Genomic DNA, 16,168 nt, shown 5'->3' on the forward strand with positions numbered 1-16,168 from the left:
GATTTTATTTTAATAAAAAAATCTTTTTGTATAGTATTAATAAATATAATTTGATTGATTTAATAAAAACTGCGATAAAAGTTCAACAGGACGTCCTGTCGCACCTCCATTTGTTCCAGATTTCCATGCAGTTCCAGCAATATCTAAATGTGCCCACTTATAATTTTTCGTAAATTTAGAAAGAAAACAAGCTGCAGTGATAGCTCCAGCTTTACTTTTTCCAACATTAGAAAAATCTGCAATATTAGAGTTTAATGTTTTTTGATATTCTGAAAATAATGGTAAAGACCATATTTTATCATCTGTTTCTTGTGATGCATGATGTAATTGAGTTGAAAGCTCTTGATTATTAGAAAAAAGTCCACTAACTGATTCACCTAATGCTATGACACAAGCTCCAGTCAAAGTAGCAATATCAATTACTATATTTGGAGAGAAACGTTCTAAATATGTTAATGAATCACATAAAACTAAACGTCCTTCAGCATCAGTATTTAATATTTCCACTGTTTGACCCGACATAGTAGTTAAAACATCTCCAGGCCTAAAAGATTGACCTCCTGGCATATTTTCACAACCAGATAAAATCCCTATTATTGTTAAAGGCAACTGTAATTCAGCAGCCATAATTAGAGTTCCATATACAGCTGCGGCACCACACATATCATACTTCATTTCATGCATACAAAATGCGGGTTTAATAGATATTCCTCCAGAATCAAACGTCAAACCTTTTCCAACAAAAGCAATCGTTTTATTATTGATAACATTATTTCCAGAATATTTTATTACAGACATAAATGGTTTATTTTTTGCTCCATCTCCAACTGCTATATAAGCATTCATTCCTAATTCTTTCATTTTTTTAATATCGATGATTTCGACAGTAATATTATTTTTATATTTTTTAGAAAGTTCTTGAGCTTTATGTGATAAGTATAGAGGATTACAAATATTAGGTGGTAAATTACTTAAGTTTTTTGCAGATGTAATGGCATAGTCGATTGCTAATGCATGTTTTAAAGATATTTTTGATATAGATAAATTATGTTTTTGTGAAATATTTAATGTAATATGATCTATATTAATACTATTGACATTTTCATTGTTAATCTTAATGACTTGATATAACGATGCTTTTATAGCAAGTACTATTGTTCTAATCATCCAATATATATTATTATTAATATTTAGTTCAGAAACAGAAAAAATCACATTTTTTACAGAAAATTTTTTTAAAACATTTATTGCATTTTTAAATATCTCTTTCAAACGTGATTTATTTATTTTGTTTTGTTTTCCACAACCTACTAACAATATTCTCTTCGAGCAAATTTTAGGCACTTTATATAATATAAGTGTATCTCCTATTTCTCCTTTAATATCAGCTAATGCTATTAATGAACTTATATAATTATTACTACATTGATTTAAATAAAAAGCTGAATCAGAAAGTTCACATAGATCAAAAATAGGAACTATTATACAATCAGTTTTTTCTTTATCTAATTTACAATTTTTTACAAAAAAATCCATGATATATTCTCTATTTTAAATAAAATTGATTAATTAAATTAATTATAAATATTTAATACATAAAATATTCTTAAATTAGCGTTTTTATATTAAATTAACAATATTTATTTATATATATATTTATATATCTATATTTTAATAAATATAATTTTTATTATTTTCATCAATGATTATGATAATTTTAAGTTTAATAAAAAATATTATATAATATAAAAATGTTTTGTTTCAATTTCAACTTGTTAGAAATATATTTCTATCTAATACTGAGAATTTAATTATGAATAATCTTTACCAACGTGATTTTTTAAGACTATTAGATTTTACTGCTTTAGAATTAAAGAATATAATTTTATTAGCTCAAAAACTCAAAAAGTACAAAAAAAATAATCAAGAAATCCAATTACTTAAAAAAAAAAATATAGCTTTAATTTTTGAAAAAGAATCCACTCGTACAAGATGCTCTTTTGAAGTAGCTGCATTTGATCAAGGAGCTCATGTTACATATCTTGGACCTGGTGCTACACATCTTGGAAAAAAAGAATCAATTGAAGATACAGCAAAAATATTGGGACGTTTGTATGATGGAATTCAATATCGTGGTCATAATCACAAAACAATAGAAATTCTAGCTAAATATTCAAAAGCACCAGTATGGAATGGTTTAACTGAAAAATTTCATCCTACACAATTACTTGCTGATCTACTAACTATAAAAGAAATTTTTCCAGAAAAAAAATTTTATGAAATAAAATTTGCTTATGTTGGAGATGCACATAATAACATGGGAAATAGTTTATTAGAAGCTGCATCATTAGTTGGATTAGATCTACGTCTAGTTGCTCCTAGAGAATGTTGGCCCGAAGAAAACTTATTTACATTTTGTCAAGAACAAACAAAAAAGAAAAAAGGTAATATAATATGTACTGAAAATATTAATCAAGGCGTAAATAATGTAGATTTTATCTATACTGACGTCTGGGTATCTATGGGCGAATCTCAAGAAGTATGGGAAAAAAGAATTAATTTATTAAGTTCTTATCAAGTAAACTATGAAATGTTAGATATGACTAATAATCCACAAGTGAAAGTGTTACATTGTCTTCCAGCTTTACATGATCAAAAAACTGATATAGGTACATCTATATTAAAAAAATATGGATTTGAAAATGGCATGGAAATAACAAATGATATTTTTAAAAAAAACCAAAAAATTATTTTTGAACAGGCAGAAAATCGATTACATACTATAAAAGCTATTCTTGTATCTAGTTTATCAAAAACAATTGAATTTTAAAAAAAAATATAATGAATAACATAAATCTTTATAAAAAACTCAATATTTTTTAGTTTCCTTATACTGCTGAGAAGCATGTAATATTATCTTTTCTTTAATAATCAAGGAAAATAAAATTTGAGAAACTCTCTGTATAAAAAAAACATTATTTCAATTAATGATCTTCAACGAAATGAATTAGAATTAGTTTTGAATCAATCTGCAATGCTTAAGAAAAAACCACAACCTGATTTATTAAGAAATAAAATTATTGCTAGTTGTTTTTTCGAAGCATCAACTCGTACTCGTTTATCATTTGAAACTGCAATCTATCGATTGGGAGCCTCAACGGTAGGATTTTCTGATGGAAATAATATTTCTTTAGAAAAAAAAGGAGAAACATTAGCAGATACTATTGCAGTAATTAGTTCTTATGTAGATGCTATTATTATTCGACATCCTCAAGAAGGATCGGCACGGTTAGCTGTAGAATTTTCTAATCAAATACCAATATTTAATGCAGGAGATGGAGCAAATCAACATCCTACACAAACACTTTTAGATTTATTTACTATACAAGAAACTCAAGATAGACTTAATCATTTAAATATAGCTATAGTTGGAGATCTTAAATATGGAAGAACAGTACACTCATTAACGCAAGCATTAGCTAAATTTGAAAATAATAAATTTTATTTTATTTCACCTGATGCTTTAAAAATGCCAGATTATATTAATAACATGCTTGATAAAAAAGAAATTTATTGGAAAAGATATAAAAATATAGAAGAAATAATTTCTGAAATAGATATTCTTTATATGACTCGTGTTCAAAAGGAAAGATTAGATTCAACTGAATATGCAAACGCAAAATCAAAGTTTGTATTACAAACTAAATTCTTAAAACATGCACGTAGTAATTTAAAGATATTACATCCTCTTCCTCGTATAGACGAAATAGATCGTGATGTTGACTATACACCTTATGCCTGGTATTTTAAACAGGCAGCAAATGGTATTTATGCACGTCAAGCAATTTTATCTTTAGTACTAATAGAAAAACATTTGTAAATAAGAATATGGAAATAAATAAACTTCAAGTAGAAGCTATCAAATCTGGTAGCGTAATTGATCACATTCCTGCACATATTGGTTTTAAATTACTATCTTTATTTAGATTTACCGAAACAGAACAACGTATTACTATAGGTTTAAATTTGCCTTCTAAAAAATTAGGAAAAAAAGATATTATAAAAATTGAAAATACTTTTCTAAGTGATGATCAAATCAATCAATTAGCAATTTATGCTCCACATGCTACCGTAAATTATATTAACAAATACAATCTAGTAAAAAAAGTTTTTCCAACTTTACCTGAAAAAATTAATAGAATTTTAATTTGTCCGAATAGTAATTGTGTCAGTAATCATAATCTTATAAATTCTAGTTTTATTTTTAAAAAAGATCAATTTTTTAATATAAATTTAAAATGTAAATACTGTGAAAAAGAATTTTCTAAAAATATAGTTTTATCATATCAATAACATTTTAAAAACATATATAAATTATTAAACAAATAAGCGATACTCTATGAATCATATAATCAATACTACAAGAGCCCCTAAACCTATTGGACCTTATTCACAAGCTATTCAAATTGATAATTTTATTATATTATCAGGACAAATACCAATTGATATTACATCGAATCATATACCAGATAATATTGCTGAACAAACATATATTGTATTACAAAATATAAAATCAATTTTAGTGGATGCTGGATTTCATGTGCAAAATATTATAAAAACTACTATTTTCACTACTCATTTAAAAAAAATTGATATTATCAATGAAATTTATAAACAATTTTTTATAGATAACAAGTCAGGATTTCCTGCTCGATCCTGTGTTGAAGTTCAAGCATTGCCTAAAAATGTCAAAATAGAAATTGAAGCAATAGCATCTAAAAAACTATCTTGTGAAGATAATTAATTCAATAAATCATTTGATTTTAAATTATGATATACTTAATATGCCGCAAAGCGGCATAAAAACTAAAAAATTAAATATTTCTACGACGAAAGAAAGATGGTTTAAGTTCATTTTTTTTAGATACACTAGATTTATTTAAATTGTTTTCAGCAATACGATGATGACTATGTTTATCTCTATTAAATGTAGAACTCTTGGATGTTTTAATCTCATAATTCCTTGAATCTCGTAATAATTTTATATTAATTGGTTTATTTAATATTCTAGTACGAGTGAAATTTTGTAATAAATCTTTAGAAATATCATTAGGTAATTCAATTGTAGAATAAGAAGAAAAAAGTTTAATATTGCCAATATTGCGACTATTAATATTTCCTTCATTAGCAATTGCACCAACTATATGACGTACTTCAACTCCATCATTACGACCTACTTCAATACGATATAATTCCATATCTTTATTATCACGACGTTCACGACGTGGTCGATAATTTCGGATATCTTCACGTCGGCGATCATCTTTAAATAATAAATCTCGCGATTGACGTTTTATTAAATCTGGTTTAATAATTAAAGAACGTTCACCTTGAGCCATTTTTAGTAAAGCAGCTGCCAAAGTTTTTATATCTAAATCATCTGTAGAATATAATTTATCTAATAAAGCGCTATATTCATCTAAGTCTCGACTTTCTAATTGTTGTTGTACTTTTTTTGCAAATTGTTCGAGACGTCTTTGACATAACAATTCTATTTTAGGTAATTGAACTTCTGAAATAGACTGTTTAATAGTACGTTCTATATTACGTAACAAACGACGTTCACGATTTTCAACAAATAACAATGCTCGACCTGCTCGACCTGCTCGACCTGTACGACCTATACGATGCACATAAGATTCTGCATCCATAGGAATATCATAATTAATAACAAAACTAATACGATCAACATCTAAACCACGTGCTGCAACATCTGTAGCAATTAAAATATCTAATCTACCATTTTTCAGTCTTTCTAGAGTTTGTTCACGTAATGCTTGATTCATATCTCCATTTAATGCTGCACTATTATATCCATTACGTTCTAATGCCTCAGAAACTTCTAAAGTTGCATTTTTAGTCCTAACAAAAATAATTGTAGCAGAAAAATCTTCCGCTTCTAAAAAACGAATTAATGCATCAGTTTTTCGACCATATACCATCCAATAACTTTGTTTTATGTCTGGACGCGTAGTGATATTAGACTGTATTTTTATCTCTTGAGGATTTTTCATAAATCGTTTAGAAATACGACGGATTGCTTCTGGCATGGTAGCGGAAAATAATGCAGTTTGATGTTCTTTTGGAATCTGGGCCATGATTGTTTCTACATCTTCTATAAAACCCATACGTAACATTTCATCTGCTTCATCTAAAACTAATCCATGTAAATTTGAAAGATTAAGAGTTCCTCTTTTCAAATGATCTAATAACCGACCTGGAGTTCCTACAACAATTTGAGGTCCTTGTCGTAGTGCGCGTAATTGGAGTTCATATCTTTGACCACCATATAAAGGTAAAACATGAATTCCAATCATGTACTTAGAAAAATCTGAAAATGCTTCTGCTACTTGCACTGCTAATTCTCTTGTAGGAGCTAATACTAATATTTGAGGAGCTTTTAAATTAATGTTTAGATTATGTAAAAGTGGTAATGAAAAAGCAGCTGTTTTACCACTTCCAGTTTGTGCCATTCCTAATACATCGCGTCCTTCTAAAAGTAAAGGAATACAAGATGCTTGAATAGGGGAAGGTTTAACATATCCCATTTCAGTTAACGATTGAATAATAAAAGGATTTAAACCAAGAAAAGAAAATGTGCTTTCAGTATGAGTCATGCAGTAGATATGCCTTTTAAGTTACAACGGCCAGTCTACATAGCTCATGATGAAAATATTGATTTATTCTCATTGAAAAGTGTGAACCGGCTCAAATTAGATGATCTAAAAAATAAAATCATTTAACTTTTTAATAGTTAATAATAATATTTATTAGTTATTGCTAATGATTTTTTAAATATTAAATACTTATAAAAAACAACATTAGCAACTTGTTGAAATTTATTTTTTTAAATTATATATCTATATAATGATATAATAATTTTATTAAAATAAAATGAATTAAGTTTTATACTCTATCTGTTTATATGGTACTATTTGATAAGATATAAATCTATATTTTATTAAAAAAATATAAAAATATGAAAAATAAAACAATTATATCAGATAATAGCATTATTTATTGACTTATTAGAAATAATAGAACTTTCTATTTCTTTAATACTTAGTCTTAAGCGACCTTGACGATCTATTTCTAGTACTTTTACAGATATTATCTGATCAATTTTTAAATGATTAGAGACTTTATCTACTCGTTTATCAGAAATCTGAGAAATATGTACTAAACCTTCCTTTCCTAACCCAATAGAAACGAAAGCGCCAAAATCAACAATACGAGTAACTTTTCCAGAATAAATACGACCTACTTCGATTTCAGCTGTAATTTCTTCAATTCTACGAATTGCATTCTTTGCTTTTTCTCTAACAGTAGATGATATTTTTACTGTTCCATCATCTTCAATTTCAATTATAGTGCCAGTTTCTTCAGTCAACATACGAATGACAGAACCTCCTTTACCTATAACATCTTTAATTTTTTCAGGATTTATTTTTATAGTATGAATACGAGGTGCAAATTCAGAAATTTCGCTTCTAGATTTATTTAATGCCTGATTCATTACATTTAAAATATGTAATCTAGCTGATCTTGCCTCATTTAAAGCTGTATGTATAATTTCATTAGTAATACCTTCTATCTTCATATCCATCTGTAAGGATGTAATGCCTTCTTCTGTACCAGAAACTTTAAAATCCATATCTCCTAAATGATCTTCGTCACCTAAAATATCTGAAAGCAAAACGTATTTATTTCCCTCTTTAACTAAACCCATTGCTATTCCAGCAACAGCAGATTTTATAGGTACTCCAGCATCCATTAAAGCTAAAGAAGCACCACAAACAGAAGCCATAGAAGAAGAACCATTAGATTCAGTGATTTCAGATACTACTCGAATAGTATACGGAAAATTATCTAACTTAGGCATTACAGCCAAAAGACTTCTTTTAGCGAGACGACCATGACCAATTTCTCGTCTTTTAGGTGAACCTACCATTCCTATTTCCCCAACAGAATAAGGAGGAAAATTATAATGAAATAAAAAATTATCTATTCTATCTCCTAATAATTCATCTAAATTTTGTGCATCTCGAGATGTTCCTAAAGTTACGGAAACTAAAGATTGAGTTTCTCCTCTAGTAAATAAAGCAGAACCATGTGTTCGAGGTAAAACACCAGTACGAATATCTAAAGCACGAATCATATCTTTTTCACGTCCATCAATACGAGTTTGATTACTTAATATACGTTTACGTACAATTTTTCTTTCAATTTTTTGAAAAATTTCTTCTATTTCTAATATATTTATATTTGAGTCTTCTTCTAAAAATAATTTAATTATATCTTCTTTAAGACTATTTAATTTTTCAACTCTTTCTTGTTTATTAAAAATAAAATAAGCGTTATTTATATCTTTTTCAGATAACTCAATGATTTTTAATTCTAATGTTTTATTTATTTCTGGGTAAGATATTGTCCAAGGTAACTTGCTAGCTTCATTTGATAAAGAACGAATATTATTAATAACTACTTGTTGTTGCTGATGACCAAATAGAATAGCTCCAAAAATTTGTTCTTCACTAAGTATTGCAGATTCAGCTTCTACCATAAGAATAGCATTTTGTGTGCCCGAAACTACTAAATCTAAAGAACTATTTTTCATGTCGTCACTAATAGGATTTAAAATATATTGATTATTAATATAGCCCACTCTAGCAGCACCTACCGGACCATAAAATGGGATTCCTGATAGGCTAAGTGCTGCAGATGCACCTATAATAGAAATTATATCAGGATTAATCTGGGGATTAACTGATACTACTGTAGCAATTATTTGAATTTCATTAAGAAAATTTTTTGGAAATAATGGGCGAATAGGTCGATCTATCAATCGTGCCGTTAATATTTCGTTTTCACTTGGCCGTCCTTCTCTTCTAAAAAAACCACCAGGTATACGACCTGCTGCATATGTACGTTCTTGATAGTTAACAGTAAGTGGAAAAAATTTCTGTCCTATGTGTATTTTTTTTTGTCCGACAACAGTTACAAAGACCGCGGTATCATCCATACTAGCCATAACAGCAGCTGTAGCTTGTCGAGCCATTACACCTGTCTCTAAAGTGATTGTATGTTGGCCATATTGAAATTTACGTACAATTGGATTTAGCAAAATAATATCCTTAACATAAAACTAATTTTTTAATAAAAATAAATTTCATTCTAAAAATTTTTCATAATTAATAAAAAATTAGCATTTAATCTAAAAATTTAAATGAAATTGTAAAAAAAGGGCTAATAAAGCCCTTTGTAAAAAATCTATTTTTTATTAATACAAACTGTTTAATTATATAATTTTTATACAAACTATTTATCGTCTCAAATGTAGTTTTTCAATTAAAGCAGTATAACGAGATATATTTTTTCTCTTTAAATAATCTAATAATTTACGACGTTTTGATACCATATTTAAAAGACCTCTGCGACTGCAATAATCTTTTTTATGTTGAGAAAAATGTGTTTGAAGATGATTAATTTGATTTGTTAATAATGCCACTTGTACTTCTGTTATTCCACTATTATGTTCAGATTCACCATATTTTAAAATAATTCTTTTTGTATCTGTTGCAGATAAAGACATATAATAACACTCCATATATTTAAAACTATATTAAATCATTTTTGACTTGATTAAGTCGTTTTGAAATAATATCATGCTAATCTTAAATTTAATAGTGAATAACTTAATTAGAAAATCTAGAAACTAATCGATATGGAATTAATAATTCTTCTATATTAATTTTCCCTAATCCAATAAATTTTTTATTTTCTTCCTCTGTTACACGTACTAAACTATTTTTGATATCAGACAAAAATTTTATACTCTGTCCTAATCTAAAATGATATGATTGTTTAGTAGAAAGACGTACTTCAGGTAAAAAAGATACAGGGCTATCTACCGGCATTAATAAATCATCTATATTTTTAAAAAAATCAACATCATCTATATTTTTCGTACTTAATAATTTATATAAATCAGAAATTGTTACTAATTGTGTATAAAGATATGAAGCTACTTGTAATCTCCGTAAGAAAATAACATGAGCACCGCAACCTAGTTTTTCTCCTAAATCATCAATAATTGTTCGAATATATGTTCCTTTTGAACAAAGTATTTTAAATTCAATCAAGTTTTTTTTTTGCTGAACAGAATATATATCATGTATTGTAATTTTTCTTGTACTACGTATAATTTTTAATCCCTGACGTGCATATTGATATAATGGTATACCATTATATTTGATTGCTGAATACATCGAAGGAATCTGTTCAATTGAATCTTTTAATTCTTTTATAGATAAATCAAGTTTACAAGTAGTAAATAAAACAGGACGCTTCTTTATGATAATTCCGTCTGAATCAGATGTAGATGTTTTTTCCCCTAATTTAGCAATGACATGATATCGTTTATTAGATTCTGTTAAATAATGCGCAAATTTTGTACATTCTCCGAAACAAATCGGCAACATACCTGTTGCTAAAGGATCTAGAGTTCCGATATAACCTGCTTTTTTTGCATTGAAAATCATTTTCACTTTCTGTAAAGCATGATTAGAAGAAATACCTGTAGGCTTATCTAGTAAAAAAAAACCATGGACATTGCGTTTTTTATAAAAAAACATCTATTTTCCCTTCATTTTATTGACAAAGATCTATTCTTATTCTTTTTTTATAAATTCTTTAAAATTACAGAGATTTTATTTCCTTTTAAAAAGGAATCATCATGACAAAAAATAATATTTGGAACAATTCTTAATCTCATTTTTTTACATAATAACTTTCGAATGTAACCAGTAGATTTATTCAAGATCATTATTTTTTTTTTTATATTTAATTCGTTATTACTTTGTAAAAAACTAACAAACACTTTAGCATAAGATAAGTCTCTAGAAAGTTGTACATTAGAAACTGTTATAATTGTGTTAATCTGTGGATCTTTAAGTGAATATTGTATAATCAAAGCTATTTTTTTTTGTAATTCTTGAGCAATACGAACAGATCGATTAAATAATTTTTCCATAACTATGTTACCAAATTAAATATTTTATAAAAATATATGGCATATCTTATAATATTCTTTTAATTTCTTTCACTTCAAAAACTTCTATAATGTCGCCAACACGTATATCATTATAGTTTTTTATACCAATTCCACATTCTAAGCCATTTCGTATTTCATTTACATCTTCTTTAAATCGACGAAGGGACTCTAGTTCTCCTTCGTATATTACTATGTTATCTCTTAATATATGAATAGGATTATTACGTTTAATTATACCTTCTATAACCATACAACCAGCAATGAGACCAAACTTAGGTGATTTAAATGTATTTCTTACTTCAGCTAGCCCAATAATATTTTCTTTATATTCAGGTGATAAAAGACCTGTCATAGCAGACTTAACTTCATCAAGTAAGTCATAAATCACTGAATAGTATCGAAGATCTAAATGTTCTGAATTAATTATTTTTTTAGCAGCAGAATCTGCACGAACATTAAATCCTAAAATAATAGCATTCGAAGCTAATGCTAAAGAAGCATCTGTTTCTGTAATACCTCCAATACCTAATCCTATTATTTTGATTTTTACTTCGTTAGTAGATAATTTTAATAAAGCTCCAGAAATAGCTTCTAAAGAACCTTGTATATCAGATTTAAGAATAATTTTTAATTCAGAAACATTATCTTTATTTATATTATCAAACATATTTTCTAAATTTGTTTTATTCTGGTTTGATAATTTTATTTCACGCGATTTTTCTTTTCGATAAGATGCTACTTCTTTTGCTTTTTTCTCATTACGAACTACAGTAACTATATCACCTGAAAAAGGAACTTTAGATAACCCTAAAATTTCTACTGGTATAGATGGACCTGCACTTAAAACTTCATTTCCACTTGCATCACGCAACGCTTTAATACGACCATATTCAAAACCACATAAGATTATATCTCCTTTATTTAATTGTCCTTTTTTCACTAATACAGTGGCTATTGGTCCTCGACCTTTATCAAGAAAAGACTCTATCACAATACCTTCTGCCATCCCAGTAGATACTGCTTTTAATTCTAATATTTCTGCTTGTAGTAAAATTACGTTCAATAATTTATTAATACCGTTTCCTGTTTTTGCTGAAACAGACACGAATATATTTTCACCACCCCATTCTTCTGAAAGAATATTATATTTTGTAAGATCGTTTTTTACTTTATCAATATCAGAATCTATTTTATCAATTTTATTAATCGCAACTATAACTGGAACATTAGCTTCTTTTGCATGTTGAATAGCTTCAATTGTTTGTGGCATGACTCCATCATCTGCTGCTACAACTAAAACAACAATATCAGTGACTTGAACCCCACGAGATCTCATGGCAGTAAATGCTGAGTGTCCAGGTGTATCTAAAAAAGTAATTGAACCTAAATCAGTTTTTACATGGTAAGCACCTATATTTTGTGTGATTCCACCGGCTTCATAAAATGCTGTCTTTGTTGCACGAATATAATCCAGCAATGATGTTTTACCATGATCGACATGCCCCATTATAGTGACTACTGGTGCTCTGATAATAGAAATGTTATTTCCTGTATCACGATCTTTCATAATTAGTTCTTCTAATTCATTTTCACGATGTATAATAACTTTGTGACCCATCTCTTCTGCAATGAGCTGAGCTGTATCTTGATCAAGAACATGATTAATAGTACCTATAATTCCCATATTCATCATATTTTTAATAACTTCAGAACTTTTAATAGCCATTTTATTCGCTAAATCAGATACAGTAATAGTGTTACTAATAACAACATCTCTATTAATAATAGATTCAGGTTTTTGAAAAACTTGTTGCAATAAAACAGGTTTATTTTTTTGTTTACCATTTTTATTACGATTAAAAATACGAATTTCTTCTTTATAATTTTTTCCATTATAATAATTTTTATTACTTTTCTTTTGTCGATGATTTTTTAAAATTCGACCATGGGTTCTTTTATCTGTTTCTACTTCTCTGTCATTATCATCTTCAGCCTGACGCGCATGTAAAAATGTTGTTAAATGATAATCTTTTTTTTCTTCTTTATGAGAAGACCAAGTTTCTGTAATTTCTTTAATTCTTTTTTTATTATTTAAATCAAAAGTATTAAATTCTATATTCTTTTTAAATTTCTTATTTTTGTCATCTTTATTTAAAATTTTTAGTTTATTTGTTTTTTTTAGGTTTAAAAATTTAAAATCAGTTTTATTTGATTCTAATTTTTCAATATTTTTTATATTTTTTCTTTCTATATCATTGCTTGTTGTAGTGCTTTTAAAAATTTGTTTTTCTTTATTTTTTAGAGGTAATGTTTGTTTTATTTCAGGTGTAATTGTTTTTATTATTTTTAATACAGATTCGGTTTCAAATGTATTATTTTTCACATAAGTTCTTTTTTTTCTAATTTCTACCTGTACAGATTTATTTTTTCCTCCAATGGTTGAAACATTTAACGTACTACGTGTTTTTCTCTGTAAAATTAAAGTATCTAAAGAATATTTTTTTTTAGATTCTAAATGTTTTAATAAAAGATTTTTTTCAATCGTATTGATATAATTATCTTGAGTTTTTGTGATACCAATATCAGACAATTCTTTTATCAATACATCAATTGATATTTTTATTTCATTAGATAAAACTTTTAAACTTATATCTGGCATCCTATTCTTTCCTATTATCAGACTTTACTACCAAACCAACAAATATTACGCGCAGTCATAATCAACAAACCAGCTTCTTCAGAATTTAAATTTTTAATATCAATTAAATCGTCTATTCCTTGATCAGCTAATTCTTCTAAAGTGAATATATTCTTTTCAGCTAATTGAAAAGCTAGTGCTGTATTCATACCCTTCATTTGCAATAAATCTTTTGTTGTTTTATTTTTTTTAACTATACTATTGCTTTTATTTGATTCCATTAAAAGCAATCGGCTTTGTGCACCTGTACGAACTAATTTTATTTCATCTTCAGTTAGATGATTGATTTCCAATAACTCATTAAATGGTATATAGGCTAATTCTTCAAGAGAAGAAAAACCTTCTTTTACTAAAATATTAATAATTTTTTCATTAACATTTAAATTTTCTTTAAAAATATTAAAAGCGGCATGAGCTTCTTCTTGATGTTTAGAATGCAAATCTTCTGTAGTCATAACATTTAACTCCCAACCGCTCATTTGAGAAGCTAAACGAACATTTTGACCGTTTCGACCAATAGCTTGTGCTAAATTATTTGCATCTACTGCTATATCCATAGTATGATGATCCTCATCTACAACAATAGAAGCTACATCAGCAGGTGCCATAGCATTGATAACAAATTGAGTAGGATTGTCATCCCATAAAATAATATCAATACGTTCTCCACATAATTCGCTGGATACTGCTTGTACACGAGCTCCTCTCATACCTACACAAGCTCCTACGGGATCAATGCGCTTATCATTAGTTTTAACTGCAATTTTAGCACGAGAACCTGGATCACGTGCCGCTGCTTTTATCTCTATAACTTCTTCTCCAATTTCAGGAACTTCTATTCGAAATAATTCAATAAGCATTTCAGTTTTCGAACGGCTTATAAATAATTGAGCACCACGAGATTCTGGATATACTCCATACAAAATACCACGAACACGATCGCCAGGACGAAAGTTTTCTCTAGGTAACATGCCTTCACGTAAAATTAATGCTTCAGCATTATTACCTAAATCTAACATGATATTATCTCGATTAATTTTTTTTACTAAACCGGTAATAATTTGACCAATATATTTGCGAAATTGTTCAACTAACATTGCTCGTTCTGCTTCACGTACTTTCTGTACAATTACTTGTTTTGCAGTTTGAGTTGTTATTCTATCAAAATTAACAGATTTAATTTCTTCTTCTATATAATCATTAAGATAAACTTGTTCACCTTCAAAACATGCTGCTTCTAAAGTAATCTCTCTCGTTGGCTGAATTACTGTTTCCACTACCATCCAACGTCGAAAAGTAGTAAAGCTACCAGTTTTTCTATTAATACTAACTCTGATATCAATTTCTTGTTCATATTTTTTCTTAGTTGCTGTTGCTAATGCGATTTCTAAAGCTTCAAAAATTTTTTCACGTGGGAGAGATTTTTCATTAGAAACAGCCTCAACAACAGCTAAGATTTCTTTGTTCATCTTAGAGAACCTCAAAATAAAAATTTTTAAAATGAGTTATTAAAACTCATTTTACATGTATTAATTACAAAAAAATTTAATTATGAAATTAGATAATTAATACACTAATTTTTATTAATCAAGAGTTTATATAATTAATTATTACTTAATATTTACAGACCGATTAAGCTATAAATCTAGAATACATATTCTAATAAAAAACCCCGAAAATTCGGGGTTTAAGGTGCTATCACCCTATAATAAATTATTATTAATAATTTTTTTTATGTATTAAATACTTGAGTATTATCAATTTAAAAGTTTATAAGAAACTATTTACAAATACTATTTAATGACACCTTAATACCGAGAATGGGATTTGAACCCATACGCCTATTCGGCACTATCCCCTCAAGATAGCGTGTCTACCAATTTCACCACCTCGGCAAAAATTTATTATAATCACATATATTTTTATACTAGAAATATAAAAATTAATTAGGTATATCAGAATTTAACATTTTTTCATTTAAAAAATGTTTTTTTGTTATAGTTTTCTTATTGTTATCTTGTAAAAAAAAATCTGAATCCATTTTTCTATTGTTAATATTACATAAAATAATACTAGTTACTAAAAATAAAAAAGAAAAAATTCTAATAATATTAGTTATAAAGTTATTTGTTCCAATATCACTAAAAAATTTAATGTTATTTTTCGTATTTAAATGAACTGTATTATTCAATCCTTTACCCGGCTGGAGTAGAATAAAAAAAATTAAAGAAACAGAAATAAAAATAAAAAAAATTAAAAAAAACAAATACATAAAAGATGATTTCCTTTTTTTTTATATGATATTATTATTTATAATGCGTTTGTTTTTTAATTACAACGAAATCTCTATCTTTATA

General features: G+C 27.3%; 13 protein-coding genes and 1 tRNA gene. 4 read left to right on the top strand and 10 right to left on the bottom strand.

What is annotated here, in order from left to right; translation table 11 throughout:
• Positions 1-36: 36 nt before the first annotated feature.
• Entirely contained in the window at positions 37-1,536 is a 1,500-nt protein-coding gene (locus G4A98_01835; GenBank protein ID QIQ41952.1) for a leucyl aminopeptidase, read from the bottom strand.
• Positions 1,537-1,813: 277 nt separating this feature from the next.
• Between G4A98_01835 and argF the strand changes: the two genes are divergently transcribed.
• From argF to G4A98_01855, 4 genes are all read left to right on the top strand, one after another.
• The gene (argF, locus tag G4A98_01840; protein QIQ41953.1) at positions 1,814-2,830 is read left to right on the top strand and encodes an ornithine carbamoyltransferase; all 1,017 of its coding nucleotides are present in this window, start codon (positions 1,814-1,816) and stop codon (positions 2,828-2,830) included.
• A gap of 117 nt (positions 2,831-2,947) precedes the next feature.
• Positions 2,948-3,880, top strand: coding sequence for an aspartate carbamoyltransferase (gene pyrB, locus G4A98_01845; protein ID QIQ41954.1), 933 nt, complete (start codon positions 2,948-2,950; stop codon positions 3,878-3,880).
• A gap of 8 nt (positions 3,881-3,888) precedes the next feature.
• Positions 3,889-4,353, top strand: a complete 465-nt coding sequence (locus G4A98_01850) for an aspartate carbamoyltransferase regulatory subunit (GenBank protein ID QIQ41955.1) — start codon at positions 3,889-3,891, stop codon at positions 4,351-4,353.
• A 46-nt stretch (positions 4,354-4,399) separates the two neighbouring features.
• Positions 4,400-4,804 carry a hypothetical protein gene (locus tag G4A98_01855; protein ID QIQ41956.1) on the top strand — a complete coding sequence of 135 codons (405 nt, stop codon included), beginning with the start codon at positions 4,400-4,402 and terminating at the stop codon, positions 4,802-4,804.
• Between the two features lie 70 nt (positions 4,805-4,874).
• Here the strand turns inward: G4A98_01855 and G4A98_01860 are convergent, their stop codons facing one another.
• From G4A98_01860 to secG, 9 genes are all read right to left on the bottom strand, one after another.
• Positions 4,875-6,677, bottom strand: coding sequence for a DEAD/DEAH family ATP-dependent RNA helicase (locus G4A98_01860; protein ID QIQ41957.1), 1,803 nt, complete (start codon positions 6,675-6,677; stop codon positions 4,875-4,877).
• 383 nt (positions 6,678-7,060) lie between these two features.
• The gene (pnp, locus tag G4A98_01865; GenBank protein ID QIQ41958.1) at positions 7,061-9,184 is read right to left on the bottom strand and encodes a polyribonucleotide nucleotidyltransferase; all 2,124 of its coding nucleotides are present in this window, start codon (positions 9,182-9,184) and stop codon (positions 7,061-7,063) included.
• A gap of 198 nt (positions 9,185-9,382) precedes the next feature.
• On the bottom strand, positions 9,383-9,652 hold the full coding sequence (rpsO, locus tag G4A98_01870; GenBank protein ID QIQ41959.1) for a 30S ribosomal protein S15: 270 nt from the start codon (positions 9,650-9,652) through the stop codon (positions 9,383-9,385).
• Positions 9,653-9,755: 103 nt separating this feature from the next.
• Complete coding sequence (gene truB / locus G4A98_01875) at positions 9,756-10,694, bottom strand: tRNA pseudouridine(55) synthase TruB (GenBank protein ID QIQ41960.1); 939 nt, start codon at positions 10,692-10,694, stop codon at positions 9,756-9,758.
• Between the two features lie 47 nt (positions 10,695-10,741).
• Positions 10,742-11,092, bottom strand: a complete 351-nt coding sequence (gene rbfA / locus G4A98_01880) for a 30S ribosome-binding factor RbfA (protein ID QIQ41961.1) — start codon at positions 11,090-11,092, stop codon at positions 10,742-10,744.
• 46 nt (positions 11,093-11,138) lie between these two features.
• Complete coding sequence (gene infB / locus G4A98_01885; GenBank protein ID QIQ41962.1) at positions 11,139-13,772, bottom strand: translation initiation factor IF-2; 2,634 nt, start codon at positions 13,770-13,772, stop codon at positions 11,139-11,141.
• A 17-nt stretch (positions 13,773-13,789) separates the two neighbouring features.
• The gene (gene nusA, locus G4A98_01890; GenBank protein QIQ41963.1) at positions 13,790-15,280 is read right to left on the bottom strand and encodes a transcription termination/antitermination protein NusA; all 1,491 of its coding nucleotides are present in this window, start codon (positions 15,278-15,280) and stop codon (positions 13,790-13,792) included.
• Positions 15,281-15,623: 343 nt separating this feature from the next.
• A tRNA-Leu gene (locus G4A98_01895) sits at positions 15,624-15,706 on the bottom strand.
• Between the two features lie 47 nt (positions 15,707-15,753).
• Positions 15,754-16,083 (bottom strand): preprotein translocase subunit SecG, encoded by a 330-nt coding sequence (secG, locus tag G4A98_01900; GenBank protein QIQ41964.1) that lies wholly within the window; start codon positions 16,081-16,083, stop codon positions 15,754-15,756.
• Positions 16,084-16,168 lie beyond the last annotated feature (85 nt).

Origin of the sequence: Buchnera aphidicola (Microlophium carnosum) (genome assembly GCA_011752475.1) — a bacterium.
In the GTDB taxonomy this organism is placed as follows: Bacteria; Pseudomonadota; Gammaproteobacteria; order Enterobacterales; family Enterobacteriaceae; genus Buchnera; species Buchnera aphidicola_BG.

Coding starts and splice junctions, on each gene's coding strand:
- G4A98_01835 (QIQ41952.1), bottom strand. CDS start 1,536: ATGGATTTTTTTGTAAAAAATTGTAAATTAGATAAAGAAAAAACTGAT.
- argF (QIQ41953.1), top strand. CDS start 1,814: ATGAATAATCTTTACCAACGTGATTTTTTAAGACTATTAGATTTTACT.
- G4A98_01850 (QIQ41955.1), top strand. CDS start 3,889: ATGGAAATAAATAAACTTCAAGTAGAAGCTATCAAATCTGGTAGCGTA.
- G4A98_01855 (QIQ41956.1), top strand. CDS start 4,400: ATGAATCATATAATCAATACTACAAGAGCCCCTAAACCTATTGGACCT.
- G4A98_01860 (QIQ41957.1), bottom strand. CDS start 6,677: ATGACTCATACTGAAAGCACATTTTCTTTTCTTGGTTTAAATCCTTTT.
- rpsO (QIQ41959.1), bottom strand. CDS start 9,652: ATGTCTTTATCTGCAACAGATACAAAAAGAATTATTTTAAAATATGGT.
- truB (QIQ41960.1), bottom strand. CDS start 10,694: ATGTTTTTTTATAAAAAACGCAATGTCCATGGTTTTTTTTTACTAGAT.
- rbfA (QIQ41961.1), bottom strand. CDS start 11,092: ATGGAAAAATTATTTAATCGATCTGTTCGTATTGCTCAAGAATTACAA.
- infB (QIQ41962.1), bottom strand. CDS start 13,772: ATGCCAGATATAAGTTTAAAAGTTTTATCTAATGAAATAAAAATATCA.
- nusA (QIQ41963.1), bottom strand. CDS start 15,280: ATGAACAAAGAAATCTTAGCTGTTGTTGAGGCTGTTTCTAATGAAAAA.
- secG (QIQ41964.1), bottom strand. CDS start 16,083: ATGTATTTGTTTTTTTTAATTTTTTTTATTTTTATTTCTGTTTCTTTA.